This is a genomic window from Maribacter sp. MAR_2009_72 (genome assembly GCF_007827235.1).
Classification (GTDB): Bacteria; Bacteroidota; Bacteroidia; order Flavobacteriales; family Flavobacteriaceae; genus Maribacter; species Maribacter sedimenticola.
This window is the reverse complement of record NZ_VISB01000001.1, coordinates 3,746,251-3,772,777: the sequence shown is the minus strand read 5'-3', so window position 1 is coordinate 3,772,777 and position 26,527 is coordinate 3,746,251. Positions and strand designations below refer to the sequence as shown.

General features: G+C 33.0%; 20 protein-coding genes. 4 read left to right on the top strand and 16 right to left on the bottom strand.

From position 1 onward, the window contains the following. Position 1 precedes the first annotated feature (1 nt). Positions 2 to 886, top strand: a complete 885-nt coding sequence (locus JM81_RS15825) for a sugar phosphate isomerase/epimerase family protein (protein ID WP_144804833.1) — start codon at positions 2 to 4, stop codon at positions 884 to 886. A 12-nt stretch (positions 887 to 898) separates the two neighbouring features. Continuing rightward, on the top strand, positions 899 to 2,293 hold the full coding sequence (locus tag JM81_RS15820; protein WP_144804831.1) for a c-type cytochrome domain-containing protein: 1,395 nt from the start codon (positions 899 to 901) through the stop codon (positions 2,291 to 2,293). A 76-nt stretch (positions 2,294 to 2,369) separates the two neighbouring features. Here JM81_RS15820 and JM81_RS15815 read toward each other — a convergent pair whose 3' ends face one another. The 3 genes from JM81_RS15815 to JM81_RS15805 form a co-directional block, all read right to left on the bottom strand. Then, positions 2,370 to 3,452, bottom strand: coding sequence for a phosphoglyceromutase (locus JM81_RS15815; RefSeq protein ID WP_144804829.1), 1,083 nt, complete (start codon positions 3,450 to 3,452; stop codon positions 2,370 to 2,372). Positions 3,453 to 3,507: 55 nt separating this feature from the next. Further along, entirely contained in the window at positions 3,508 to 5,829 is a 2,322-nt protein-coding gene (locus JM81_RS15810; RefSeq protein ID WP_144804827.1) for a GumC family protein, read from the bottom strand. Positions 5,830 to 5,938: 109 nt separating this feature from the next. Continuing rightward, positions 5,939 to 6,664, bottom strand: coding sequence for a WecB/TagA/CpsF family glycosyltransferase (locus JM81_RS15805; protein ID WP_144804825.1), 726 nt, complete (start codon positions 6,662 to 6,664; stop codon positions 5,939 to 5,941). Between the two features lie 350 nt (positions 6,665 to 7,014). Between JM81_RS15805 and JM81_RS15800 the strand changes: the two genes are divergently transcribed. Both JM81_RS15800 and JM81_RS15795 read left to right on the top strand, forming a co-directional pair. Continuing rightward, the gene (locus tag JM81_RS15800; protein WP_144804823.1) at positions 7,015 to 8,460 is read left to right on the top strand and encodes an MBOAT family O-acyltransferase; all 1,446 of its coding nucleotides are present in this window, start codon (positions 7,015 to 7,017) and stop codon (positions 8,458 to 8,460) included. 4 nt (positions 8,461 to 8,464) lie between these two features. Beyond that, complete coding sequence (locus tag JM81_RS15795; protein ID WP_144804821.1) at positions 8,465 to 9,436, top strand: hypothetical protein; 972 nt, start codon at positions 8,465 to 8,467, stop codon at positions 9,434 to 9,436. A 55-nt stretch (positions 9,437 to 9,491) separates the two neighbouring features. On the opposite strand, the gene JM81_RS15790 is transcribed toward JM81_RS15795, so the two are convergent. From JM81_RS15790 to JM81_RS15730, 13 genes are all read right to left on the bottom strand, one after another. After that, complete coding sequence (locus tag JM81_RS15790) at positions 9,492 to 10,580, bottom strand: glycosyltransferase family 4 protein (RefSeq protein ID WP_144804819.1); 1,089 nt, start codon at positions 10,578 to 10,580, stop codon at positions 9,492 to 9,494. A 27-nt stretch (positions 10,581 to 10,607) separates the two neighbouring features. Continuing rightward, positions 10,608 to 11,831: a glycosyltransferase family 4 protein gene (locus JM81_RS15785; protein WP_144804817.1), complete on the bottom strand. Its 1,224-nt coding sequence runs from the start codon at positions 11,829 to 11,831 to the stop codon at positions 10,608 to 10,610. Next, positions 11,832 to 12,737, bottom strand: coding sequence for a phosphotransferase (locus tag JM81_RS15780; protein WP_144804815.1), 906 nt, complete (start codon positions 12,735 to 12,737; stop codon positions 11,832 to 11,834). A 3-nt stretch (positions 12,738 to 12,740) separates the two neighbouring features. Then, complete coding sequence (locus JM81_RS15775; RefSeq protein WP_144804813.1) at positions 12,741 to 14,063, bottom strand: hypothetical protein; 1,323 nt, start codon at positions 14,061 to 14,063, stop codon at positions 12,741 to 12,743. Between the two features lie 41 nt (positions 14,064 to 14,104). Further along, positions 14,105 to 16,540 (bottom strand): T9SS type B sorting domain-containing protein, encoded by a 2,436-nt coding sequence (locus JM81_RS15770; RefSeq protein WP_144804811.1) that lies wholly within the window; start codon positions 16,538 to 16,540, stop codon positions 14,105 to 14,107. Positions 16,541 to 16,565: 25 nt separating this feature from the next. Beyond that, positions 16,566 to 17,714: a glycosyltransferase family 4 protein gene (locus JM81_RS15765; RefSeq protein WP_144804809.1), complete on the bottom strand. Its 1,149-nt coding sequence runs from the start codon at positions 17,712 to 17,714 to the stop codon at positions 16,566 to 16,568. Beyond that, positions 17,711 to 18,625, bottom strand: coding sequence for a glycosyltransferase family 2 protein (locus JM81_RS15760; RefSeq protein WP_144804807.1), 915 nt, complete (start codon positions 18,623 to 18,625; stop codon positions 17,711 to 17,713). Before JM81_RS15760 ends, JM81_RS15765 begins: the two co-directional genes overlap by 4 nt. Beyond that, positions 18,576 to 19,784 (bottom strand): hypothetical protein, encoded by a 1,209-nt coding sequence (locus JM81_RS15755; RefSeq protein WP_144804805.1) that lies wholly within the window; start codon positions 19,782 to 19,784, stop codon positions 18,576 to 18,578. Before JM81_RS15755 ends, JM81_RS15760 begins: the two co-directional genes overlap by 50 nt. A gap of 75 nt (positions 19,785 to 19,859) precedes the next feature. Beyond that, a complete protein-coding gene (locus JM81_RS15750) occupies positions 19,860 to 20,507 on the bottom strand; it encodes a CatB-related O-acetyltransferase (protein WP_144804803.1) in 648 nt (215 codons plus the stop codon). An 11-nt stretch (positions 20,508 to 20,518) separates the two neighbouring features. Next, positions 20,519 to 21,877 carry an O-unit flippase-like protein gene (gene wzx, locus JM81_RS15745; RefSeq protein ID WP_144804801.1) on the bottom strand — a complete coding sequence of 453 codons (1,359 nt, stop codon included), beginning with the start codon at positions 21,875 to 21,877 and terminating at the stop codon, positions 20,519 to 20,521. A 136-nt stretch (positions 21,878 to 22,013) separates the two neighbouring features. Continuing rightward, on the bottom strand, positions 22,014 to 23,123 hold the full coding sequence (locus JM81_RS15740; RefSeq protein WP_144804799.1) for a glycosyltransferase family 4 protein: 1,110 nt from the start codon (positions 23,121 to 23,123) through the stop codon (positions 22,014 to 22,016). Positions 23,124 to 23,495: 372 nt separating this feature from the next. Further along, positions 23,496 to 25,328, bottom strand: coding sequence for a metallophosphoesterase (locus JM81_RS15735; protein ID WP_144804797.1), 1,833 nt, complete (start codon positions 25,326 to 25,328; stop codon positions 23,496 to 23,498). 63 nt (positions 25,329 to 25,391) lie between these two features. Next, positions 25,392 to 26,522, bottom strand: coding sequence for an alkaline phosphatase (locus JM81_RS15730; protein ID WP_144804795.1), 1,131 nt, complete (start codon positions 26,520 to 26,522; stop codon positions 25,392 to 25,394). Between the last annotated feature and the right edge of the window lie 5 nt (positions 26,523 to 26,527).

Sequence of the window (26,527 nt, the reverse complement as noted above, 5' to 3'; positions counted from 1 at the left end):
TATGGTAGCATTACGAACGTTTTTACTAGTTACAATCTTATTGTCCGCCAACGCCCTTTGGGGACAGTCAACAAAATCGATACAGTTTTTTCAAACGGATTGGGGGCGCACGGTGTCATGGGATGCGTTTTGCGAAAAAACAAAATCCGCTGGTTATGACGGTATTGAAGTTTGGTTTCCAAGCACCAAGGAAGATGAGGAACAATTAACAGTCGCCTTGCAGCGTCATGACCTGCAGGTTGCCTTTTTAAACGGTACCAACAAGAACGTCCCGTTTGTTAAAAGTTTACGTGCCTATGGCGAACATTTAAAAAAATTGGTGACCTGGTCCCCTGCGTATATCAACTGCCATACGGGAAGCGACTTTTTTACCTTTGAACAGAACAAGGCCTTCATAGCGGTGGCCAACGCCATTGCCAAGGAACATAACATTCCCATTTATCATGAAACCCATAGGGGTCGCTTTAGTTTTAACCTGCCCGACACCCAAACCTATTTAGACCGAATTCCCGATTTACGCTTAAATTTGGATATCAGCCATTGGATGGTGGTACACGAATCGTTATTGGAACGGCAGGAGCAAGCCCTTTCCCAAATTATTCCGCGTACCGGGCACTTGCATGCACGGGTGGGACATGCCGAAGGACCGCAGGTCAACGACCCCGAAGCACCGGAATGGAAAAAAGCCATAGACAGGCATCTGGATATTTGGGAAAAAGTTATTCGCCACCATTGGAAAACTCACGATACCTTTACCCTAACGACAGAATTTGGCCCTGCCGGCTATATGCCTACTTTGCCCTATACCCAAGTACCCGTGGCGGACCAGTGGAAAGCCAATCTGTATATGATGAAGGTGATCAAAGAACGGTTAACCATTGAATAGCCCTTTATACGCATGGATATTTTAAAACAACTTTTAGGAAGACTGCACCCCCTTGTCGTGCATTTGCCCATTGGTTTTATCATTGCGGGATTGCTCTTGCAGTTTGTAGATCGCAAAAAGAAAGAATTTACCAAGGTCATATCCCTCATTTACCTTTGGGGAGCGTATGTGGCCGTATTGGCCTGTATTACCGGATATCTACAATATCTGGGCGAAGGCTATTCGTTCAATTCCGTTAAAATCCATTTATGGTCCGGGATTGCTACCGCCCTGTGCTGTTTTATACTGTGGGCCAGATTAGCTACAGTTTCATTTGCCGCTATGCTTCAAAAAATTCCCGTTTTGGTTATCTCGGGATTGCTTTTTGTGCTGATATCCTTTACCGGTCACCAAGGCGGCAACATTACCCACGGGGAGGACTATTTGGTAGAGCCATTGCCCAATACCCTTAAAGCGGCCTTGGGGTATGCTGTTTTTGAGGAAAAGGAAATTGTACTTTCGGAAACGGATTGGGAATCTGCGGTGTTCTATACCGATGTTATTGCCCCTATTCTCAACAATAACTGTGTAAGCTGCCATAACCCTAAAAAGGCAAAGGGGGAGTTGTTATTGCATTCTGAGGAAGGCATCCTTACCAGTGGGGAAAACGGACCGGTACTGACGGCACATCATCCAGAGAAGAGCGACCTTTTTCTACGGATGGAACTGCCCAAATCCAATGACCGGCACATGCCGCCCGATGGTAAACGTCAACCGAGCAAGGAAGCCATTAAATTGGTAGAAACGTGGATTGCGAAAGGACATCCGTTCACTACGACCATTGGGGAGCTGAAATTACCCAAATCGCTTTTTGCACCTTATTTCCCGAAATCCGAGGTGATGGACTATCCCCCAACCGAAATAGCCGCTGCCGCTACGGACAGTATCCACTATGTAAAGAATTTTGGATTGCACGTGGCCCCGATCAGTGAGGGAACGAATTACCTAAAAGTATCGGCACTTAACTTGCCCACGTTTACCAATGCCGATGCTCCTTATTTAAATGCCATAGCACCTCAAATTGCCCTGTTGGACCTTGGCGGCACCCAAATAACCGATGACATATGTACAGCGCTTGCCAAGTTGCCCAACCTTACACGGGTACAATTAGATCATACCCAACTAACCGGGAGCCAGCTGGAACAATTGAAATCACTTCAATATTTAAAAAGTATCAACCTTTCCTACACCAATTTTAAGGAGGAATATCTTTCCGTCCTCACTGAATGTAAGGCTTTGGAAAAAGTAGTTTTGTTCAATCCGGAGCATCATAAAACAGGTACTGAGTATTTGAACAATGGAAAAACGGCCGTGGAGTATGGCAATTATACGCTACCGGTCATCGCATCGGATAGTATTGTATATTAAGGTTGAAAGGCTTTGTGTGTTGAAGACCTACACGTTCCAGACTTGGAAATTCGTGCTGTTTATTTTAAACTCTTTTTTATTCCAGAAGTAGCGGCTTTGCGGTAATCTTTTTTGTGTCCCATTTTACATGTAATAGTTTACAAATGGTGGGTGCAATTTGGTTGGTGTACAGCTGTACATTATCGGTTTCCCCCACTGGTTTTACCTTAGGTCCCAATATGGCTAACCATGTATGTTCCGCTCCTTGCACGTCTTTGCCATGGTCGGTCCATTTTGAATGTTCACGTACACCTTCTCCCCTGCCGTGGTCCGTGGTGATTATAAAATAAGTGTTGTCCTTATAAAAGTCATCTTGCTGTACGTATTGCCATAAATCCGCGATTAGGGCATCGGTGTTATGTAGGGCCTTCACGTACATATCAAATAATCCGCCGTGTGCAAAATCATCGGTTTCCCCATATGCTATATACACCAGTTTGGGATGGTTCTTTTTTACATACTCCTTGGCAAAATGGTGGGTAAATACATCTAACCGCACACTTTCCCAAATAACCGGGGCTTGGCGTTGCATTTCATTTAAGAATTCCTCCCGTTCGCTTAAAGCTCCCTTAGCGTTCATGTACCCCGCATTTACGGGCACCCCACTTCTTTTGTCATTAATGATAAACGGAAAGACGTCCCAACTGGCAAAGGCAGCAACCTTTCCTGTATATTTCTCTTGGCTATTTGCCAACTCCAATACCGTTATGTTCGTATTATAGTTTTTATCGTTATTATCAATATGGGCGTCATCTGCCCTACCCGTTAAAATCTCATTATACCCTGGATAGGAAAACAGCATTGTATTGGTCAGCTCTACCTTGCTCCCATTATTTCTATTGCCATACAGCTGACCGTGTTGGGCAATGGTGTTCCAAAAAAACGGCATAATCTTTTCCCTACTTTCTTCATTTGTACTCCCCACAAACTGTTGTGTAAGTTCTTCCTTGTGCTCAGTGTAACTACTATTCAACAAGGCAGTATCCATCCCCGTAAACACCTCCTGCCAACGCACCCCATCTAGGGTAATTAAAAATACATTGGGATGCTGTGCTTCCTGCGCCGATCCGAGTATAGAGAAAAGAAAAAGCGCAACCGATATTGTTTTTACACCGTTCATTTGGGTTTATGTTGTATTAGTGGATAGGGAACCATCACAATTAAACATACCTTGTTTATTCCTTTTCCTTATAGGCATAGGAATAGGTTTTCTTGCCATTGATTTTAGCATCGTTCAAGACAAAGGCCATGTTCTTCAATTTATCACGACGGTTCAGTTCATTTGCCTCTTCCAAGACCGATTTTTCCGTAACCCCAGCTCTAGCCACGAATAAGGTAACATCGGCATTATCCGCAATCAGTAAGGTATCCGTCACTGGTAAGGTTGGTGCGGTATCCACGATTATAATGTCATAGTAGGCTCTTGCTTTTGCCATAAATTCCTCAAACGCGCCACTGGACAATAGTTGCGGGGCATTGGGCGGAATGGCGCCACTTAAACATACATGGTGATTTTTACTGCCATCTATTCCCGTATAAATGTATTCCTGCCAGTTAGAATCCGGGTCCTGTAAATAATCCGTTAAGCCTTTGGTATTTAAGCCCATGCCAAAATAGTTGTGTTGTTGTGGACTTCTTAGGTCTGCACCGACCAATAATACTTTTTTGTTGATACTGGCATAGGCAACCGATAGATTATAGGATACTAAACTTTTGCCCTCGTTTACTTTCCCCGAGGTCACGAACACTACACTACCTTCCGTTTTTTTCCCTCTAGGCAGCATGTAATTAATGTTGGTCGCCAAAATTCTGAACGATTCCCCTAAAATGGAACGATCGTCTAGATCCTTGAAAATTTTATTTAATTTAAAGTGTGGTATTTCGGCCAAAATAGGTAAGGATTTTGAAACGGTTTCGATATCTGACTTGGATTCAACCTTATCGTTCAAGGTAAACTTCATGTATAAAAAAGCAAAAGGTAAAAACAAGCCCAAAAGTCCTGCTATACCCATTACCACCATCCTTTTTGGAGACCGAGGTTTTACCTCCGTAATTCCAAAATCCACCACTTTTACTGAAGGTGCCGTTACCGCCAAGTTTATGGCCGCTTCTTCGCGCTTCTGCAATAGTAATAAAAATAAGTTTTCCTTGATGCTTTGTTGACGTTCTATAGCACGCAACCTTTTCTCTTTTTCCGGTAATCCTGAAAATATGGAACTTGCCTTGTTCTTTTCTTGATTTAAACGGCTCAAAGAGGTGCGCAATTGTGCCTGGTACACGTTCACCGTTTTAATAATATTGACCTTGGCGCGTTCCAATTGTCCTGAAATGGTGACCAAAGTAGGATGGCTTTCCCCTACACTGGCCATTAATTTTTCTCGCTCCAGTGCCATTTCATTGTAATTGGCTACCAATGCGTTTAGGCTCGCGTTTTCCAACCCTATATTTACAGGCAACAGCATATACTGGCCTTGACTTAAAACCGTTTCCTTAAGCACTTTGGCTAAAGATATTTGCGTTTCCAAATTGTTAACGCTTTCTTCAGTTTCAGATTTGCGGATCAACGAATTTCCCGCATCGGCCTCAATATAGGATAGGTTGTTCTGTGCCTTAAAACTTTGCTTGCCCCCTTCAATGGAATCCAGTTCTTGGGTTAAATACCCAAAACGCTCATCAATAAACTCCAATGTTCTTTTGGACACCTGTTGGCGATCTATAATACCATCGTTATTAAAAACCTCAACCAATTTGTTCAATACCGTTTCTGATTTTAACGGGCTTTCCCCAAACAAATAAATAACTAAAATCTCACTTTTCTTATTAAGTGCTTGAATTGATAGAGACTTCATTAAATTAGTAACCGCCTCTTTAAATGGATAAAGTTTAATTAAAAACTTTTTATCTTTAAATTCATTAATTTTTACTTCTTCTTTTAATGAAATTTCAAATGGCAACCTTGTTTTAACAGAATCTTCCACAAAGTATGGCACATCAAATTCCTCATTGTTTTCATCAATAATTTTAAATCCTGAAACTTGTAGTTTTATATTATAAGATTGAGTTTTGGAAATACTATCGAATTTAGTATTATATAATACTTTAAATGGAGCGTCCCATATTTCTGACGTTTTGATGCTACCTACATTATAATAGGCTACATTTAAATCCAGCGAATCAACAACCTGTCCTAATAAGCGATAAGATTGCATTACTGCAATCTCATTGTCCATATTGATTTTAGAGTCCGACCATACCATGGACAGGGGATCCTTGGCAATATCTGTTTCGCTAGAATCGTCTATAATTTTCACTTTAGTAACAGACGCATAGACAATAGGTGCGTAACGCAGATACAAATAGCCAACAAACAATGTAATTAAAACAGATATTAAAAAAAAAGGCCAATACGAAAGAAAACGCTTTAAAAACTTAATAAAATCGAATGAATTTTCCTTGTCTATATTACTTAATTCAAGATCAAAGGCAGTATCTTTCATATGATTTTTTCATTATAATGTTTAGCTCAAAAATACTAAAAAGTAAATGAGTATAAAGGAGGATTAAATGTAGATGGCACAAAAAATTTAAATCAACAATTAGCTTTAACTAATTGGATAATAAACTTCGTTTAAAAAACTTTCTAGAAAGGACCTCAAATATAAATTTTGGTGTAGAAACCAAATTACGTTTTGCCAATCTAACGGGATCTTTCACAAATCTAGGCAACCATTCCAGGCCAGAGCTTATCCAAAACTGGGAAGGTCTTTTAACGGTACCGGCATAAAAATCAAAAACCGCTCCAATACAACAAGTAATATCCACATTTAAGGCTTCTTTATGTGCATGTACCCATTTTTCTTGTTTAGGTGCGGTCATGCCTACAAAAAGTACATCTGGTTTAAAATCATTGACCTGCCTGCACATTTCTGCACTATCGTCCTCTGAAAATTTATCCTTGAACGGTGGGGAGTATAATTCTATGGTCACATTTGGGTACTCTAACAAGGCCTTGGCCTTTATCAAATTCAAGGCTTCTTGAGATGCTCCCAAAAAAAAGCATTTCCCCTTAATTTGTTCCAAATACTGTAAAAGATGGATAAAAACATCGTAACCGGCAATTTTATTCACCTTTTCATGTCTGAGCATTTTACTGGCCCAAACAATACCTACACCATCAGGCAATAAAAAATCCGAGCCCAAAAGGGCCGTCTTAAATTCATTATCCTGCTCCGCAATACAGTAACTATGCGGGTTAATGGTATTAATCACCGTTTTCTTTTGTACCGGTAACTTAGGTAGGCTGGTTACAATATCATAGTCCAATACTTTCATAGTGCCCCGATTTTCAAAACTAGCTGTAAATTACTTCCATTTTTTTCAAAAAAAGCGCCTTTATCGAGTTTTAATTTAACTTTTTAAAAACTTTTAGTTACAAGATATGTTTAAATGTAATTATTTAATTAAATAAGGATTTAAATATGATATTAATAAAATATACTTTCTAACAATTTATTCTTTCTCAACCAACAATATTAATATGGCATAACGAAAGATAAAAATTATAAACAATAGCACTTTTACCCCTACTATTATCCAATAATAATTATTCTACTTATATTAATTATAAAACTTATTTTTGAAACGAAATATTCAAAATATTCCCTTAAATTTTATAGTATAAAATGCTTTTTAATTCTATTGATTTTGCAATATTCTTACCAATATTTTTTTTTATTTATTGGTTTGTTGTAAACAAAAATTTAAAACTTCAAAATTTTTCAATAGTAATAGCCAGCTATATCTTCTATGGGTGGTGGGATACACGATTTTTAATTCTAATACTTTTCAGTACAATTGTTGATTATTCAATAGGTATAGCTTTAAAAAAGGAAGAGAGAGAAAAGACAAGAAAACTATTACTATTGATTAGTATTTTAATTAACCTTGGTTTTTTAGGTTTTTTTAAATACTACAATTTTTTCCTTGAAAATTTTGTAGCTGCGTTTTCATTATTTGGAACAAATATTAATGCCAATACCTTAAATATAATACTTCCTGTAGGCATAAGTTTTTACACTTTTCAAACTTTAAGTTATACTATTGATGTATATAAGAGAAAACTTGAACCCATAAATGATTTTGTAGTATTTTCTGCATTCGTTAGTTTTTTCCCGCAATTAGTTGCTGGTCCTATTGAGCGCGCAACCCATTTATTACCACAATTTCAAAAGCAAAGAACTTTTAACTATGCGCTAGCCGTAGATGGTTTAAAACAAATGTTATGGGGATTATTTAAAAAAATGGTTATAGCTGATAATGCTGCACAAAGAGCAAATGAAATATTCGATAATGCCGCTGACTTTCCTGGAAGTACCTTAGTCCTTGGTGCGATTTTATTTGCATTTCAGATTTATGGGGATTTTTCTGGATATTCAGATATTGCAATAGGATGTTCCAGATTATTTGGTTTTAATTTAAAACAAAATTTTGCGCATCCATACTTCTCTAGAGATATGGCAGAATTCTGGAGACGTTGGCATATCTCTTTATCTACATGGTTTAGAGATTACCTATATATTCCATTAGGTGGTAGTAGATATGGAATGTTGATTAGTTTAAGAAATACTTTTGTGATTTTTATAGTAAGTGGATTTTGGCACGGGGCAAATTGGACATTTATAGCTTGGGGTATTTTAAATGCTATATATTTTACACCTTTATTATTATTTAAAAAAAATAGAGTAAACACAGATATTGTTGCGGAGGGAAAAAATCTACCAAGTTTCAAAGAGCTAATACAAATGCTTACCACATTTTCATTAACAGTTTTTGGATGGATTTTTTTTAGAGCAGAAAATATTGAACATGCTTGGTTATATATTACTGGAATTTTTTCTAAATCTTTTTTTTCTATACCTTATTTAGCAGGTATACAAGCCAAGTATACTATGATTTTAATTCCAATTTTTATAATAATAGAATGGATAGGGCGATCTGAAAATTATGCAATAGCTAAGCTGTGTACTAACTGGAAACTTCCTTATAGATATGCTTTTTATTATTTAATAATTCTATCTATATTAATATTTATGGGAGGACAACAAGAATTTATTTACTTTCAATTTTAAACCTTTGAAAAGATTTATATCTAAAATATTACTGTTTCTGACAGTTCCACTTATTTGTATTTTGTCTATGGATTTATTTCTAAGAGACATCAACTCCTTATCATCAGAAAAATATAATGGATTATTAAATCAAAAGGACTCCATTAATGTATTATTCTTAGGAAATTCTCATGCCAACTACGCCATAAATCCTTGTAAGATTGATAGTTTTAAAACTTATAATTTGGCTAATGTGAGTCAAAAAATATATTTTGATAAGAGACTGACAATTAAAGCGATTAATGAAGGGGTTTCAAATTTGGAATATGTTTTTATAAGTGTAGATTATCATTCCTTATTTACTTCTACACAAGGTATACGAGATAATTGGACATATTATGCTAATGGAATAAAATATAAGGACAAAGATTATACTAAGGTTAATTTATCTCCTTTTTTATGGGGATATACTCCGAAAGTTTCACTTAGCCTATTAACCAAAACAATAAGTAGAAAAATTAAATACAGAGAAAATAATGTGTTAAATTTCGATGTTGAAAAATTTGTGGATATTAAAGATACATTATGTAATGGTTTTATTGGCATTAATGGTACAGATATTTCATCATTCAATGATGCAAGTTATTTGTCTAAAGCAAGATATTTAGGAGAAAATACGGAAACCTCTGAAAGAAAAGAAGTTATTCAAGATTTAATGGAATTCATTGAATTTTTAAAAAAACAAAATATAAAACCCATTTTATTTTCATCACCTACATATTCTGAATTCAACAAATATCTTGATACTATAACTGTTAAACAAAATCTTGCGGATATTCATTTTTTATCAAAAAAATATAATATTCCGTATTGGCGTTATAATGATGATGCAAGGTTTTTAAAGGAAGATTTTTATAACCAAGACCATCTAAATAAGAAAGGGGCAGAAAAATTTAGCAAACTAATTAATGCTAGATTAAATGCATTATCTAATTAAGTCATCAAAAAGCGTATTATCGGGACCTATTTATCGTACAAAATTAATCTAGATATCAAATTTGATTTAAAATTTTTACTAACCTAGTTTCAAATAAATCTATAGTAAATTCTTTATCAAATTTTTCTTTGCCTGCTTTACCCATTTTTAAACGCATTTCTGGTGATGTTATTAATAACCTAAGTTTCTCGGAAAGTGATACTATATTATTTTTATCCGCCAACAAACCAGTTCTTCCTACGTCTATTATGTCCTTTATACCACCTTCATCTGTGGTAACAACAGGTAAACTCCATTGCATGGCTTCTAAAATCACCAATGGAAAACACTCATTGGAATAATAAGTTGGTAATACAAAAATATCTGCTTGTGCATATACATCCTCTTTATCTTGACCATACATTTTACCTTTATACTCAACAACATTTTCAATTTGCAATTCCTTAACTTTATCTATAAAAGTTTTTGTTGTAATATCTCCTTCTCCTCCTATGAATAAGCAATTAAAATTCAATTTTTGCTTTTTTAAGAGTTTACATGCTTCTAATAGAAGTATTACTCCTTTAGACTCTATTAAATTTGAGAAAAATAACAGCTGTACTGTATTCTTTTTGACGCTTGATTCTGAATTAACAATATTTTTAGGTATACCATTAGCACAGTAATAAACATTTTTTATAGAAACATATTTTTCTATGTCAGAATACAGATATTTTGAAAGTAAAATTACTTGTGCATTGTGAAATATAATTTTATACAAGATATTATTAAACCAGTTATGTTGTGCTTTTTGTACACCCTTATTATGAAAATGATAGACAATATTTCTACTGAATAGTTTAGCAATTATTGCAACTAAGGCATCTTTATAAAAGCCCGTACCAGAAGCCGTTAAAGTTAAATAAACAGTGTTTGGTTTAAAACTCAAAAGTCTATTAAGAGTAATTGTTAAAATTTTAATATATCTAAACCATTTTATCAAACCAGTTTTACCAATTTCGTCGACACTATTTGATGTGCTTAAATTAATGTAATGACAATTAAATGAAGAGTTTACAAGTTTACTTTCTCGTATATATTGGCCCATCATGGATGCTCCATGAATAGGTGGCGGATAATGTAATATGAATAAAATATTCTTCAAATTTAAAATTTATAAAGGCTGTTAAAATTAATTAAGTACTGAAGCATATATATTTTCTATCTGCTCACGTCTTTTATCCCAATTATATTCAGAATTTATCCTCAAAATTGCATTTTTACTAAAATTAGAATACATTACTTCATTTGTTGCCAATATTTTCAATGCCTTGGCTATATCTATTGCAACTTTTTCATTAGAAGTAATATCAATTAAAATCCCGCATTTTTCAGTAACCATATCTTTGGGCCCACTTGTATTAAGACATATAACTGGCAAACCATATGACATTGCTTCCATAATAGCCCAACTACCTCCATCTCGAAAGGATGGATGTAATAGAACATTTGCAATTTCCATTTTCCTTTTTATAACTTTATTATCCACAAAACCTCTTACAGTAATAAACTGTTCAAGATTATTAACTTTTATATATTTAATAATTTTAGATTTTTCGGGGCCTTCTCCAAATAATTCAAGTTTACCTTTTCCTCCTTGATTTATATAATAATGAAAACCTTTAACTGCATAATAAAAACCTTTCCAATAATTCATTCTTCCTACACAAACAACGTGTAAAATATTTGATGGTATTTTAGGTTTCATTTCAATTCTATCTGAACTAGCAGTCTCTGAAACTATACTTAATTTCTCCTTTTTATTATTAAAAATTGAATCTACTCCGCTTTCAGTTCTAAAAATAATTGCTTCAGCTTTATTCCTAGTTAAATAAGAAAATATAGAAAACTTAGAAATCTGATTAATTAAAAAATAAATAATTTCTTGAATCATAGATTTAAAGTTCATATTTCTTAAAAAACTTAATGGAACAAAATCACCACCACCTATAGGACCCCAAATAAAAGGCTTATTAATTAAAAAAGCTGGAGGAGCAATCCAAGATATTCCAAAATTTAGATGATGGATAATATCAATTTTACATTTATTTCTTTTGATATATTTTTTCAAAAAAAAATAAGCACCCCACTGCCATAAAATGTAATACAATTGAGTACCTAATGGTAGTATTTTTTTTAGTTTTAGAAAAAAATTGGGCAGATCATAATATAAAAAATGCCTGTTATCTTTCTTCACATTTTCTATAGCTTCTTGATTATTGGCCCTAGTTAAAACAATTGTATCTATAATATTAGAAATTTCTTTAGAAAAATGCCAACCTACACCAGGCTCTGAAGTTTTATTAGGTTCACATGCATAAGCAACTATTATAGCTTTTTTGTTATTTTGAATCATCTAAGAATATGAATATTGAAGAAGCAATTTATATTGATTTAGCATACTATTAACCCCTTTCTTTTTTTCCGAATTTATTTTTATTTCACAAAAATGTATTAAATACAATTTCCAATCTTTAACACCATATTTATGGAAATATTCAAGAATAAATAGTTCATTTTCCTCCAAAATAACACTAAATATTTTTTCAGGATTTAACAAAAAGTTAGTTTGATATATAAATGTAAAAAGATCAAAACCGAGCGGATACACCCCTGCCATTTCCCAATCAAAAATTTGAATATTACCGTTATAGTCCATCATATTCCAAGGACAAAAGTCTCCATGAGCAAATGAGTATTTTATTTTCTTATACTTATTACATAAATTATCAATGTTGACTTGAGCTAAGTCATATAAACGATTCAAAATTAATTGATTGATTTTTACAGTATTAACCCTTTCTCCTTTTAATACACTTGTTTTTAATAATATCTCATTTTTATCTTGATAGAAAGAAATAATTTTAGGGACAAAATCATAAATTGCCAGTCTATTTAAAATGTTATATTCATTTGACACTAATTCTCTTGAAATTTGAGTTTGTGCATACTTGATAAAAAAATATTGTTTTTTGTCAAAGCCTAAAGCCGTTATTTTTTGTTCTCTTCCTTTTGTGCCCATATTAAAAGCCATAGGTGCTTCTGTATTTAGAATTTTCCTAATATGGATTTCTGGAATATAATTTTCTATATTTCTTTTTAGAAAAAATAAACGATATATTCCAATATTACGAAATAAGAACCATGATATATAACCAAATGGTGAGTAAGGTTTATAAAATGAGATAAAAACTTTATGTTTTATAAAGCCTTTAGGAAAAAAGAACTGAGGCCTTAATGGATGAATATAAAAATACTGCATATATTAAGATAATTCAACATTTTCAAAACGTTTACCCATTGAATTAACTAGATTTTCTAATACTATTGTAGTTGCTACACTAACGTCTTGTGATGTATCAATCCAAACAGCATTTTTATGATGCTGACAAAATTTTTCCAATTGTTTAACCTGACGATCAACTTCCTTCAAGGATAATTCAGGTTTTCGATTATAAATATGTTTTGAGTCAGCCCCAAGGCAAAAAATTATATCTGGTTCCGGTATTATAATTTGTCCTAATTTAATAATCCATTTAGGTAATTTTATCCTAGCTCGTACTGGGTCAACTAAATAGTCATAATAATAACGGTCAAAAATCCAAACACAACAAGTTGTGGCTTTACTGCGATAAATTTTAAAATAAAAACCAAAAGTATAATCAAACATATAATATAACCAACGTAAGAAAGAACCAATAAAACCAGAAGGTTTTCCTTGATGAGGGTTGGTTACCACTTTATCAGTTTTATTTTTACCGGTAAGTTGCGCAATACTTCTTATAAAATTTGGTCTCATATGCTCATAGAAAACTTTTTTATGAAAAGCTTCGTTTAATGGTAAATTGATACTGTTTATTAAAGTGGTTTTACCTGACCCATCAGTTCCTAAAAATGCAATTGTAAATCCAGGTTGGCTAAATAGTCGGTTAAATTTTTTAACCTTTTTAAATAAATTAACACTTTTCTTGGGAAATGCTTTGTTCAACTCATTGACCAGTCTGTTAATTTCTTGATTGGAATAATTAATGTTTTTACACTTCAATAATTCTGCGGTTAACCATGATTTATTTAAGTCTTTAAATATATCATCTAAAAATTCTTTGTCAAGCGCTAATTTTTGAAAGTCTAGGTAATATTTTTCTGTACAAGTTTCATTATTTAATAATTCTTTGAATAATCCAATCAGTGCATCAGCCTTAGGGTTTAAAGCGGTTATAATTTTGTTATATTGAAAGGTATTAAGCCAAACATTTTTATTGGATAATATGGTATAACCGCGATAGGTTATTATATCATAATGCAAATCAACCATTAGACCCCAACCATTGCAATCACTTCCCAAAATGCATATTCGGGGACATATATCCGAATCTATATATGAAACCACTTTACCGTTGAAAGTTTTGGCTGTGTTAGTTATTAGATTGGTAAATTCTATGGCATCAGTACTATTAATTAAAATATCCAAATCACTTTCACCAGCAGAATATGGTAATAGATTATAATTACGAAGTACGCAATATTTTATACTCGAATTATTTAAATTAAAGAAGAAGTCAGATAAAAAACTAGACTCTTTATTCATAAAATCAATTGGATTAATATAATTATTAAAAAATCTAATGATTATCTAATTAAACTAAAATGACCTTTTATAGTTTTATTGCTAAAAGAAATGGCTACATACCAATAATCAGTTGCTTCCAATTGCTGTCCATTATAATTTCCGTCCCATCCCTTAGATTTTGGATCAATATTTGCCACAATCATTCCTTGTCTATTAAAAATATGTATTGTTTTGACTTTAATATCACCATATGAATAAATAGGATTGTATTGCCAATAATCATTAAATCCATCTCCATTAGGAGTGAAAAACTTTGGAAAACTTTCAATACTTAATTCAGGGTCTATTTCAATCCTTTTTTCAACCAACCCGCAACCATTTTTATCTTTAACGTATATCGTAACAAAACCAGAAGATACCTTGTTGAAAATATTCAAATCTTGAAATGAAACACCATCTAACGAATATTCATAATCACCATTACCCACCGCTTCAATTTCAATTGTATTATCTTCTGAAAGATCATTAACTATGATATTTAAAGTTGCTTTATTAGAAGGCTTCACTTCAAACTTAACACTATTTATACATTCTATTTCTTTAAATAAACTAATTGTTTTAGCTTCAAGTATATATTCACCAATTGAAAATATTTGAACATCTTTTTCTGAAGAAATTAAAATTTCATTATCCTCTTCAATTTTCAACCATTTATAGGAATCAAATGTATTAGGAGCATTAATTTCTAAAATATCACTATCACATAAATAATAAGTTTTTTGAAAATCTATAGATGGAATAGGCTCAACATTTATTTCTATTTCACCTAAACTTTCACATCCGGAACTATTATAAAACTTATAAAAAATTATTTGGTTAAAAGCTTGTGCGTTTCTATAATTTTCAGGATTTGTTATAAAATTATTCTGACTTCTATCCTCAATAGATTCATAAAAATAATATTCCAAACCTAAATTATTATGAACTTGTGTTAGATTAATTTCTGTTATACCATCAACTGAATTATCTAAATCTATATCACATACAGATATGATTGGACTGGAAGGCTCTATCAATTCTTCAATTTGCACATTAATTTCCTTAATTAAATCACAATATTTTATAAATGGCTTACTTATCAAAACGCTATATTTTCCGGAATCATAATGATTAACGGATTGGATCGATAACTTGGATGAAATTGCATCAGGGATTATCTTATCATCTTTTTTCCAATAATAATTTGCGCCAGGAATAGAATCAACTTCTAAAATCAATGTTTCCCCACTACAAGGATTATTACTTGTTAAATGAATATCTTCTTCGAAAAACATAGGAGTTAAAAAAGGTAATCCCTGAGTCGCATTATTACCGTCTAAATCAATTGCATTATGCTCATAATTTGCCAATGAACCTTTTTCGTCTGGATTTGTTATAACACCTAAGTAAGGTGTACCATTATGATAATTATATGGGAGAGTTCTATATATTTTACCATTAATTCCCATTTGTAGTGCACCTCGAAATAAATCTCTATGTTCAATTAAAACTTGAGAGTCGGAAATATTTTCCGTCCATAAATCATATTGCAATAACGATGATTTATGTCCATCCCTACTACTTAATCTATTTGAAGCATGTACATATAAAAATTGCCCACTTGGCGAAAATTCAATACCATAGGCGGCATTAGCGCCGTCAGCAGCAGAAATGTTGATTTTTTTTTGATTAAAAACCTTGCCTGTCTCTTTATCAAAATCATATACATATAAACTATCCTTAACATTAGCGCTTGCTAGTTTAGAACCATCTAATGATGCTTTTAAATAACCTCTATCATCAATAATTTCTAAACTTTCAAAAGTTGATTTAATAGAATTATTTGACACACCTGAACTATCGACTTCAAAAGCATGAAAAGTATTAAATACATTGTCATCACCATTTTCTGAGGCAAAAGTAATTATCCAACTTGATTTGGAGGAACAACTTTTCACTACTTGAGTTAGCTTTTCTGAAGTATTCGTCAGCAGATTAATATTTTTTTGAATAACAGCACCTTTACCGTCATTTAAATTTATATCAACTACAGAATAACTAAATCCGTCATCAATACCAGAAGCTGTATTAGTATCGACTGTGAAAATAAAATAGATATTTGAAGAATTTGGTTTTGCAACAATTAAAGAAGATTGAGTACTTGACGAACTACCATTTAAATTTTCTCCATTTAGCATGATACTATGTGAACTATCATACACTGTTTCCCCATCAGTATAAAAAAGTAAATTACCCAGCTTATCCGAAATCACCGAACAACCTTCAATACTAAATAATTGACTGTTATTTAAAACCGTTGTACCGCCATTTATATCAAATTTAATTCCTGCTCCATTTCCAAAATACCAATTTTCATTTTCGCCTTGGCCAAAAACTAGTATATATTTCGCGAAAAATAGAATTAAAAAAAAATAAATTTTATTGTTAAAAAACATATTTTTTAAATATTTCAGTATAAAATTAAAGAAGCTTGATACTTCTTAAAGTTTTAATTAAATTTTTTGCTTCACTAATTGGAGATAAAGCACTTTTAATTTCTTGAAAATTATATGTAGGCAATGGATTATTTATTAAAAAATTTAAGTAAGCGTAAATTTCATCATCATTATTCAATATTTTACCAGTACTTATTCTTTTATTCATTACATAGTTGAAATAATCATTTGGCAAAGATAAGATTGGCTTTTCATAGCCTATAGCATCTAATAATGCACCGCTAGCAGTAAATTTATAGGAATCGGTAGGATACATAAAAAGAATTATATCCTGATTTTCCATTTCATTATCCATTAGTTTCCTTGATAGGAAAAATTTATCTGCACCATTAATATAGTTTATGCCAAGCTTATTAATAATAGAAATATCAGTACGTATTCTTCCTATAATTGTAAATTTAATTTTGATGTTATTTTCAAATCTTTGCACTAATTTTAAAATTTGATCTATACCTTTATTATCCCTCATCGAACCTAAAAATGCTACATTTAAGCATTCTGAATCCTTATACTTTTTTAACATCCTATTTTTAAATATTGCAGTATGCTCAAAACTATAAAATCGATTTGTGAATTGTTTATCTACGAGTCTAATAACATTTTTTTTAATGCTTTCTCCTAATACAAAAAAATAAATATCATTTGATAAATTTAAATTTGAATTAAGAAAAAAGGACTTCAACTTTCTACCACCAAACGTTTGATCTAATGGTTTACTAAGTGATTCCAATTCTCCATGACAAATGATAATCACTTTTTTCTTTAAATATCTATTAATAAAATTAATTGGCTTTAAGGATAAAATTGTATTATAATTAAACAAAACTACATCTCGTTTAGGTATTTTTATTAATAAATATATATTAACTATTGTAGCCAATAATTGTTTCAATAATGCCTTATAACCAGGTTCATAAGGAATTACCGGTATATTATGGATTGAAATCGTTGTGGGAAAAGGTTGAATTATTTTTTTTGTATTTAAAGAAGAAGTTTTACTAGCATAATACTCTACTCTATCATATAATTTTGAAAACATCATCAAGGATGATGAATTAAATAATTCATGTAGCTCTTTTGTTGAATACGAATCGATAAAATGTAATTTTCTCATTTTGTAAAGTCTAAAGTTAAAGCAATCAAAGCAAGCTTTTCTTTAAACTTAAATCTAGACCTCAAAAATAAAGGCAATCTCAAAATAAAAAGCAATCTGAAAAATAAATAAATTAGTAAACCATATCTTTTGCGCATATAAATAAATAAACCTTCATGATACATTTTTTCTCGTATAAAAGAATAATGTTTAACCGTTGTTTCCGAAGATTTGTTTTCTAAATGAATTATTTTGGGTCCAGTTATAATTTTCATTGTTAAGTTTTGCAATCCATAATAATATTGCAAATATGAATCTTCGAAATACATAAAAAAATCAGAATCAAATAAACCGTAATTTTCTACAACATTTTTTCTTATAAATAAATCTGCTCCTATAATATATTCAACATCAAAAGATTTCAAATCATCAAATGCCCGTTCATTAAATGATTTAAATCTAATATTGAATATTCTTAAATAAGTTTCTGCTATACTTTTTAAAATACCCTTCATGGAAGGCAATAAATTAAAAGAATGATTATATTCTAGTTTTTCAGATAATAATCTAGTTCCAATACAAGCCACATCAGCAGGCATTAAATCCATTTCATCCTTGAAAATTTTAATTGCATTGTTAAGCAGTATTGTATCTGAATTTAACAGGAAAATATATTTACCTTTTGAATTTGCATAACCCAAATTATTAGCTTTTCCAAAACCCAAATTAGTGTCTGAATATATAAAGTTAATGCTAGGGTAATTAGCAAAAAATTCTTTACTGCCGTCTGTAGATCCATTATCAACTAAAATTACTTCATAATGTATATCTTTTGTAAATTTTTTTATTGAATCCAAACAGTTTTTAGTAAGAGTAAGTGTATTATAATTTACTATAATTACTGATACTTCTATATCTTGTTTTTCTAACATAAGAATTATAAAAAAGATAAAGGTAAAAATAAAGAGAGAACAAAAATGCACCTGAGCTTGAATCAAAAGTAAATATCGTAGGAACAATAAATAAATGACACGTAAAAATCTTTAAGTAATTGGAAAAGGTTTTTTTAAAAATTATTTGCCCTCCTATTACTATAATCACAATTATTGGTATTACACCATATAAAAACCAATTACCTATAAGTCCAATATCAGAAACATATGCTCCTCTTTCAATTACAGCACGACTAAGTTTATCTATATAATCGCCAACAAAAGTTGGTTTACCATTTCCAAATATTTGACGAACAATATTTCCTTCATTAAATTCATACACAAAGAATTCAATAGCTTGCCATCTATTATAATTAGAATCTTCTAACTGAGATATGGTTTCTTCTAGTAAATAATTAAAAATTTTATTTACGAATGAAAGCGCAAAGCTAAATACAAAAATTGCAAATAAATAAACCCCTATTTTTTTTATACCTTTTATTTTAATAGCTGTAAAAACATATACCGGAACAACTAATATTAAAACACTTCTGTTTTGAAGAAGGATAAAATATAATAATATAATCGTCAGAAAAGCAAATAATTTTAATGAATTATATTTCATAATTTTATTTGCCAAATAATAAAAATATAGCAAGGAAATCAACATTCCAGTTTGCACATATCCTAAATCCATATTTTCAGCATCGATTCTACTATCGATATAATCGTTACTAACAAATATATGTGGAAAAAAAACTGATAATCCAAAAAATACTATTGTAAAAAATACCCCATATTTTAAAGAATACATCAATTCCTTTTCAGTAGGGTGAACAATTAAAAAAACAAAAAAATAAATAAAATTATAAATAGCTCTTTGGGAAATCGCTGTATTTAAAAGAGCTTGTTCATGATAAATTAAAGCAGAAAACATTGAGAGAACAATACCAATACAAAATAAATAGAAAAAAAATTTATTTTGTACAGTGTTTACTGCGTTCTTACGATTATCGTTATAATAAACAATACCAAATAGAGCCCAAACCCATTGTAGTATAAGGAAAAAATCAGCTGAAACTAATGTTGTAAAAATATTTAACTCAAAAAAACCACAACACAATAAAATAGATATTATTAAAAAGGTAGTTTTTTTCATTTATGCATTTAATTTCTCCAAAAGTCAACACTCCTGTTATTCAAAGAATTAATAATATATGTATTCACTAAAATTTTATTCGCAATTTTTGTTAGTTGAATTAATGATTGTTTTTATTTTCATTAACTGTTTATCATCCATTGTTTTGTAAAACTCCCCTATATTATTAATTATAGTGGAAAGTTCTAAATCAGAAAGAAAAACATCTTTTAAATTATTCCTTAATTCCTCGTTAAACCTGTATTTTATTAATCTAGCGGGATTTCCACCAAAAATTGCATACTCTGGCACATCCTTTGTTAAAACAGAACCCGCAGCTATAATTGAACCTTTCTTTATTCGTACTCCAGATAGTATTTTAACTCCTGTTCCAATCCAAACTTCATCTTCCACTATAATTGCTCCTTTTGTTTGAGCATCAATATTTGGATTAAGAGAAATCAATTTTGAATAAAGTGGATAATTTGCCAATGAATATATCTGGTGATTACCTCCAAGTATAAATTTAACATCATCAGCAATTGAGACAAAATTGCCTATGATTAATTGTTCACTTGAATGGTCAAAAAAATTCACATCCAATATTCCATAGGACATCTTACCTACCTTTACTTTTTCTAAAGGAAAAATATTTTTTGCAATCGTTTGGTTATGTGCGTTTATTTTTCGCCATTTACTTCTGAATTTTTTTTTCCTAAAAAGAAATTTTAAATAATTATACATTGTTTATTATTTTAAAATAAATCTGAAAAAGAAATTTTTAAATCTTTTTTCACTTCCAATGGCCATTTCCATCCTTGATAACAAAGATTTACTATTAAAGGAACGAGTATCATTGATAAAATACCTAGGTCTGTAATATTAAATGTAATCAACAACCCAATAGTGATAAAAATACCTGAAATAAGAGACGCTTTAAAAAATGGAACTTTATTAAGTGTTAATAAAATATTTCCTGCAATTGTTAAATTTGTTTCAACCAGTGATAGAAATAAAAGTAGAATCAAAAGTTCGAAACGAAGTAATTGAGTTTGACTGCCAATTAGATTTAAAAACCAACTTCCTAATACTAAAATAAAAAAACCGATAATTATATAAGTAAGCACAAGTATAAATTGACCTCTAATATAAATTTGTTTTATCTTTTTATAGTTTTGTAAAATTCTTAATTGAGATATTTTAGGTATGAAAGTTGAAGTGTAAATTCCACCTAAACCGGCAACGATTCCAACAATTTGTACTGAAATGCCATATGAAGCAATTTCTTCCAAGGTGATATATAAGGAGCCTATTATTATAGCTGATTTTGATACTAAAAACCCCCCAAATGATGTTAATCCGATTTTTAAAGCGTTTGGAGTTATCGCTTTTAAAATTTTAGTTTTATCTCTTGTTACGGCTATTTTAATGTGATTTTTCATTTCTTTATTAAAAAAATGAATATATGACAAATATCTTTTTATAATGACAGATACAAGTTGCGCCATCACTATTGCAATTAAGCCATATCCCATTAAAATAAAAATGACAGCAATTAATAAATAAATTAATTGCCCAATAATTATGATTTGTTTTGATTTTTTAATCAGTCCGCTTCCTTGTAATAACGAGTCGTAATAAAGGGTATATAAATTATAAGTAGTTATTAAACATAAAAGTGACCAGGCAATATAAACTTCTAATTTATCACCTGTATAATTATCCATTAAACTATAAATATAATATGTTCCAAATGTTATTAAAAGGAAAAAAAGAGCAATTGCTATTCTTGAATAAAACCACTTCATAGAAAATATTATACCTTTCAAAAGTCCATAGTCAATTATTACATTTTGCTCTGTGTTTTTTTCAAAACCCTCCACATGCAAATTTTTAACTCCGCTAAAAATATAGGACACATTTCTTGCAAAAGATGGATTGAATCCAAAATCTAATAAAGCTGCGAAGGCCGTTATCGTTATAAATATAGTCCATATACCGACCATTTCAGCAGGCATCATTTTCAAAATGAATGGGAATAATAAAGCCGATGATGCAATTCTTAAAAATGTTGCTGCATAATTCCAGAGAACGTCTTTTTTTGTTATATTCATTTCAGAATAATAAATAATTTGTTCATATACATATATAATATTGCCCCTTATGATTGAGGTAAACTTAATACAAATGTTAAATCTAAGAAATAGAGTTTATTAAAAGCAACGGACTTAGTTTTCAAAATTCATAAATTTAAAACTTAGGCACTTCAATATGAATTTTTCCATTGCGTTGTACAAGTAAAAACGGGAATAAGCAAACCAAAGGCAAAACTACACTTATTATATACAATTGTACGGTAAGATACAGATCGCTTAAAACAAAGGCCATTTGTATAATGAAAATATTGCACAAGGCAATGATCAAAGTAGCCCTTACATGCGAAAAACCGCTATCCAATAATTTATGGTGAATATGGTTACGATCGGCCTTAAAGGGACTATGCCCTTTGGCCATTCTTAAAATACATACCCGTAGCGCATCCAAAATAGGATAGGCTAAAATTGCCAATACCATAATTGGCGCATTAGAAACACTAAATTCAGTCTGTGGCAATTGGTTTACACTTAAAAAGCCAATAGCCTGGTATGCCAATAAAAAGCCTAAAAACATAGATCCGGAGTCTCCCATGAACATTTTTCTTACGCGAGACAGGTTATACCTTAAAAACCCGATCAATACCCCAATAAGACTAAAGCTTACCAATACATGCAGGTATTCTCCATTCATGGCAAAATAGACGCCAAAAGAGGTATTGACAATAATGGCAATTGAGGCCGCCAACCCATTTATACCATCAATAAGGTTAAAAGCGTTAATGATAAATATAAAGACCAACATGGTAAAAATTACGGACACGGCATAGTGCAGGTCCCCTACGCCAAAAATGCCGTAAAAGCTTTCTATCCTGACATCGGTACCCAAGACCACCAATGCCGAGGAAAATATTTGACCGGAGAATTTTTTATTTGGGGAAAGTTCGATCAAATCATCCTTAATGCCCAGAAATAATAATATAATGGTCCCCCCTAAAACGGACAATAGCTTTACCAAATCCACTCGGTCAAGATCAATAAAAATACCCATGATAATTATGGCCAAGGAAAAGGTGATGAACATACCTACGCCGCCCAACGTGGGAGTTTTCTCTACATGACCACTGCGATGCACCGGTTCATCCATTAATTTTTTCTTATGTGCCAAGTATATGATGACCGGATATATACGTAGGGACACTAACAAGGAAAATACCAAGGAGAAAAATACAATGAAATAAATGTTTTGAAATAAATCACTGAGCATATTTGGCGTTTTGTCTATTGCAATTTGTACTATAGAACAATAGAATGTCCAGTGTAATAGCACCACTACCTAAACTTGACGATATAAAAAATCATCACCTTAGTATGGTTCAATTTTGTTTGGTTGTTTCTAGTGTTCTACCACAAAAGTATCCTTTAATTTTACAATTAATTAACACCAAGCCTATCTTTATCGCTAGATTTCGACGAAATGCACACTTTATAATAAATAAGGAGGTAATATCAAGGTTTTTTTAATTTTTAAGGAAAAATGTATGAATTCTTCAATGTTCAACTATTTGTAAATAGTACAGCTACCCCAATTGTTTTTACCCTTTAAAATCGTACTATCCAACCTTTAAAATTGTCCATTCTATTTTAATTCAACCCAAAAATCTACCGCAGGTTCCCCATGTAATTGCTTAAAAAAAATTTGCATGAACCGTTGCAGTTCCGTCAATGATGAATCCGTGGTATTTTCATGGAGTACCTGCTTCAACAATGCATAGGCTTTTAGTCGCGGTGCGGGAATATCCGTTAGCGCCAATTGGTCCGCATTCTTTATCCGGTAGAAATCGGTGATAAGGTCCAGCCCTGTCCATTGGGTCAGTTGCGCCGTGGTAAGTTCGTGCTGTGCCATGAGTTCCTGCAGCTTGGTCATGGCCATTTTTTCCTCCGTGGTCACCATTTCCGTATCCAATATCCCCGCCGCACGTTGCAGGATTTGCCAAAGGTTATGATCCAAAATTTGTTCTTTTAGGGAGGTAGGCCAATCTTCCTGCAAGAAGCGCATGGAGACCAGACCGGCTAAATGAGCCTTTGTAAACTCAGCATATGAGGTAGCGGATAGAATGTCCTTGTTCCATACCTTTTCGGGAAAATGGGTTCGTAAAAATTCATGTTCCTTTTGGTACAGCTCAAAAAATGTATTGAACCCCGGCACCTCATCCATACGAATGGTCTCTACCCGCATCACTTGGTTACCGGTTACCGTAATAAGTTTATACCCGGGGGCATAGGCCGCCAGGGAGGGTGTTTGTATATTGGTCAAGGTATTGCCTTGAGGGGTGGTAATGATCCCCGTATCGTTAACATGCATATGACCGCCCACATGTACCTTGAGCCCAATATTGGCAAAGGTGTTCCCCACCTGCTCCGACGGAATCCTATGCGCCTGAAAGGAAGATTCCCCGAACAATGCCTTTATTTCCGCAGAGGCCCCGTCATTAAAATCGACCATGGGATAATGGCTAAAGGCAATGACCGTTTTCCCCAAGCGCTGAGCATCCTGCATCACTTTTTTTGTCCAAGCGATCAAGTGCTCCTTATGCTTGAGCACTTCGTTATATCCAATACCCGCACCATGAAAGCCAGCTCCGTCTTGTTTGGGGAGGTAGACACTGGCATCCAAAGCCAATAGCCAAAGTCCGTCTACCGGTTCTACCAGGTAACTAACATCTGGCATGCGCATGGCCACTTCCTTATATTCATAGGTACGGTTGGTTAGTTCCGAGGCCGTTTTTGCATTGGCATAGGTATAGTCCCCATAGGTATACTCCGCAAAGGGGGTAGACCAAAACAGGTATTCCTTTTTGGGAAAAAAGCCAAAGTCGCGCAGCTCGGTCACAATACCTTCATAGCCCCACTCCTTGATATCTGCCAACACCATTCCCTGAAATTCCTTTACGGATGGTTTCCTAATTTCCAAGGTACTGATCATGGGCCGTGATGTGCCGTCCTTCCCCAAAAAATCCGATTCCCCACCTTCTTTTCCAAAAGGACGGGTAGGGTCATGGTTACCGTTGATGACAAAAAAGGAAACCCCATGTTCCCGTGCGTACCGGTCCATAATGGTTTTAAGCCCCTTAATATGCAATGGCTGACCGTCATCACTAAAATCCCCGGGTAGGGCAATGAGTTTTACGCCCCTGGATACGGCATCGTCCAACGCCGCTATAAAGGCAAAATAATTTTCATTGAACAATCGTGTGGAATGCAATTGGGCCTCCATGGTCCTGATCAATGTTTTTTGTCCGTTCATGGTCGTGGTGGCCATTTCCGCGGTAAATGCATCGGTAACCGGATATACATCTGAAAAATGCACATCGGCCATAAAGGCTATCTTAATTGCCGTGCCATCTGGCTTAGAAGTACATCCCAAGAACAAGGACAATACCATGAGGGACAATAATGTTCGTATAAGCATTTTATTTTTCTAAGGTTAAGCAGTCCTGCCCGTTTTCCAGGACTTCGTTTTCAAAAATAACGCTTACTCGCCCTGCAGGACTTTCATAATATGATGGTAAATCTCGCTATTTTCATAGATTCCCTGAAAATTTTCCACCCCTTTACCTTTGGCAAAAACCGGAATGAGCTCTCCTGAATGTTGATCGGTGTTAAAGTACACGCCTACTTTTTTAGGCACCTCTACCTTTTTGCCCGTTTCCTCATCCGTTTCATAAAATTTACCCACGCTTACACCGCCAGTTTCATGATCAGCAGTAACGACCAATAGCGTATTTGGATGCTTCTCCACATAGTCCATTACAACCCCTAAGGTCATATCAAAATCATTGACCTCCTCGATCACCATCCGATCATTTTCCGCATGACCGCCCCAATCAATATAGGAGCCCTCTATCATCATAAAGAAAGGTTCCTTCCCCGCTGTAAAATAGTCCAGTGCCCGATCGGTAGCCTCCTTTAAGAAATGCCCCCTACCTTCTATCTTGGAAGGCAAACCGTCATCCGCAATGATAAATGCATTTCTTTTTGAGCGTTGCACGTTAGCTAAGGATAAGGTATCCAAATGGTAATCACGGTCCAAGAACGCCTTGAACAGATCTTCCCCGTCTTGACGTTTATTGAAGAACTTTTTACCTCCTCCAGCAATAAAATCGATATTCCCGGTTACCAGTTGTTTGGCAATATCCTCATGTAGGTCACGGTCCTTTACATGGGCATAAAAACTGGCCGGTGTAGCGTGCGTGATAGATGTTAGACTGATGAGTCCCGTTTTATAACCCTCTTTTTGAAGTCGTTCCAAAATGGTTTCTTTGGGAAGGGAATCCCTGTCTACCCCTATGGCCCGTTTGTACGTTTTTTCACCAATTGAAAAAGCGGTTGCCCCGGCAGCGGAATCCGTGATCCAATGACTGGTAGACGATGATTTATGAAAACCGATATGTTTAAAACGCTCAAAATTGGACTGCTGATCGTTAAAATAAAAGGCAGTGGATATCTGTGGAACCCCCATACCGTCACCGATCATTAAAATAACGTTCACCGGCTGATTTTCTTTAGCCTCTTGTTGAAGCTTTTGTTGGTCTACGACCTTGGATGGTGACGTACATGACCAAAGCAATTGTACCACACTACCCACTAAAATAAATTTACGCATTGCTA

Coding starts and splice junctions, on each gene's coding strand:
- JM81_RS15825 (WP_144804833.1), top strand. CDS start 2: ATGGTAGCATTACGAACGTTTTTACTAGTTACAATCTTATTGTCCGCC.
- JM81_RS15820 (WP_144804831.1), top strand. CDS start 899: ATGGATATTTTAAAACAACTTTTAGGAAGACTGCACCCCCTTGTCGTG.
- JM81_RS15815 (WP_144804829.1), bottom strand. CDS start 3,452: ATGAACGGTGTAAAAACAATATCGGTTGCGCTTTTTCTTTTCTCTATA.
- JM81_RS15810 (WP_144804827.1), bottom strand. CDS start 5,829: ATGAAAGATACTGCCTTTGATCTTGAATTAAGTAATATAGACAAGGAA.
- JM81_RS15805 (WP_144804825.1), bottom strand. CDS start 6,664: ATGAAAGTATTGGACTATGATATTGTAACCAGCCTACCTAAGTTACCG.
- JM81_RS15800 (WP_144804823.1), top strand. CDS start 7,015: ATGCTTTTTAATTCTATTGATTTTGCAATATTCTTACCAATATTTTTT.
- JM81_RS15785 (WP_144804817.1), bottom strand. CDS start 11,831: ATGATTCAAAATAACAAAAAAGCTATAATAGTTGCTTATGCATGTGAA.
- JM81_RS15780 (WP_144804815.1), bottom strand. CDS start 12,737: ATGCAGTATTTTTATATTCATCCATTAAGGCCTCAGTTCTTTTTTCCT.
- JM81_RS15775 (WP_144804813.1), bottom strand. CDS start 14,063: ATGAATAAAGAGTCTAGTTTTTTATCTGACTTCTTCTTTAATTTAAAT.
- JM81_RS15770 (WP_144804811.1), bottom strand. CDS start 16,540: ATGTTTTTTAACAATAAAATTTATTTTTTTTTAATTCTATTTTTCGCG.
- JM81_RS15765 (WP_144804809.1), bottom strand. CDS start 17,714: ATGAGAAAATTACATTTTATCGATTCGTATTCAACAAAAGAGCTACAT.
- JM81_RS15760 (WP_144804807.1), bottom strand. CDS start 18,625: ATGTTAGAAAAACAAGATATAGAAGTATCAGTAATTATAGTAAATTAT.
- JM81_RS15755 (WP_144804805.1), bottom strand. CDS start 19,784: ATGAAAAAAACTACCTTTTTAATAATATCTATTTTATTGTGTTGTGGT.
- JM81_RS15750 (WP_144804803.1), bottom strand. CDS start 20,507: ATGTATAATTATTTAAAATTTCTTTTTAGGAAAAAAAAATTCAGAAGT.
- wzx (WP_144804801.1), bottom strand. CDS start 21,877: ATGAATATAACAAAAAAAGACGTTCTCTGGAATTATGCAGCAACATTT.
- JM81_RS15740 (WP_144804799.1), bottom strand. CDS start 23,123: ATGCTCAGTGATTTATTTCAAAACATTTATTTCATTGTATTTTTCTCC.
- JM81_RS15735 (WP_144804797.1), bottom strand. CDS start 25,328: ATGCTTATACGAACATTATTGTCCCTCATGGTATTGTCCTTGTTCTTG.
- JM81_RS15730 (WP_144804795.1), bottom strand. CDS start 26,522: ATGCGTAAATTTATTTTAGTGGGTAGTGTGGTACAATTGCTTTGGTCA.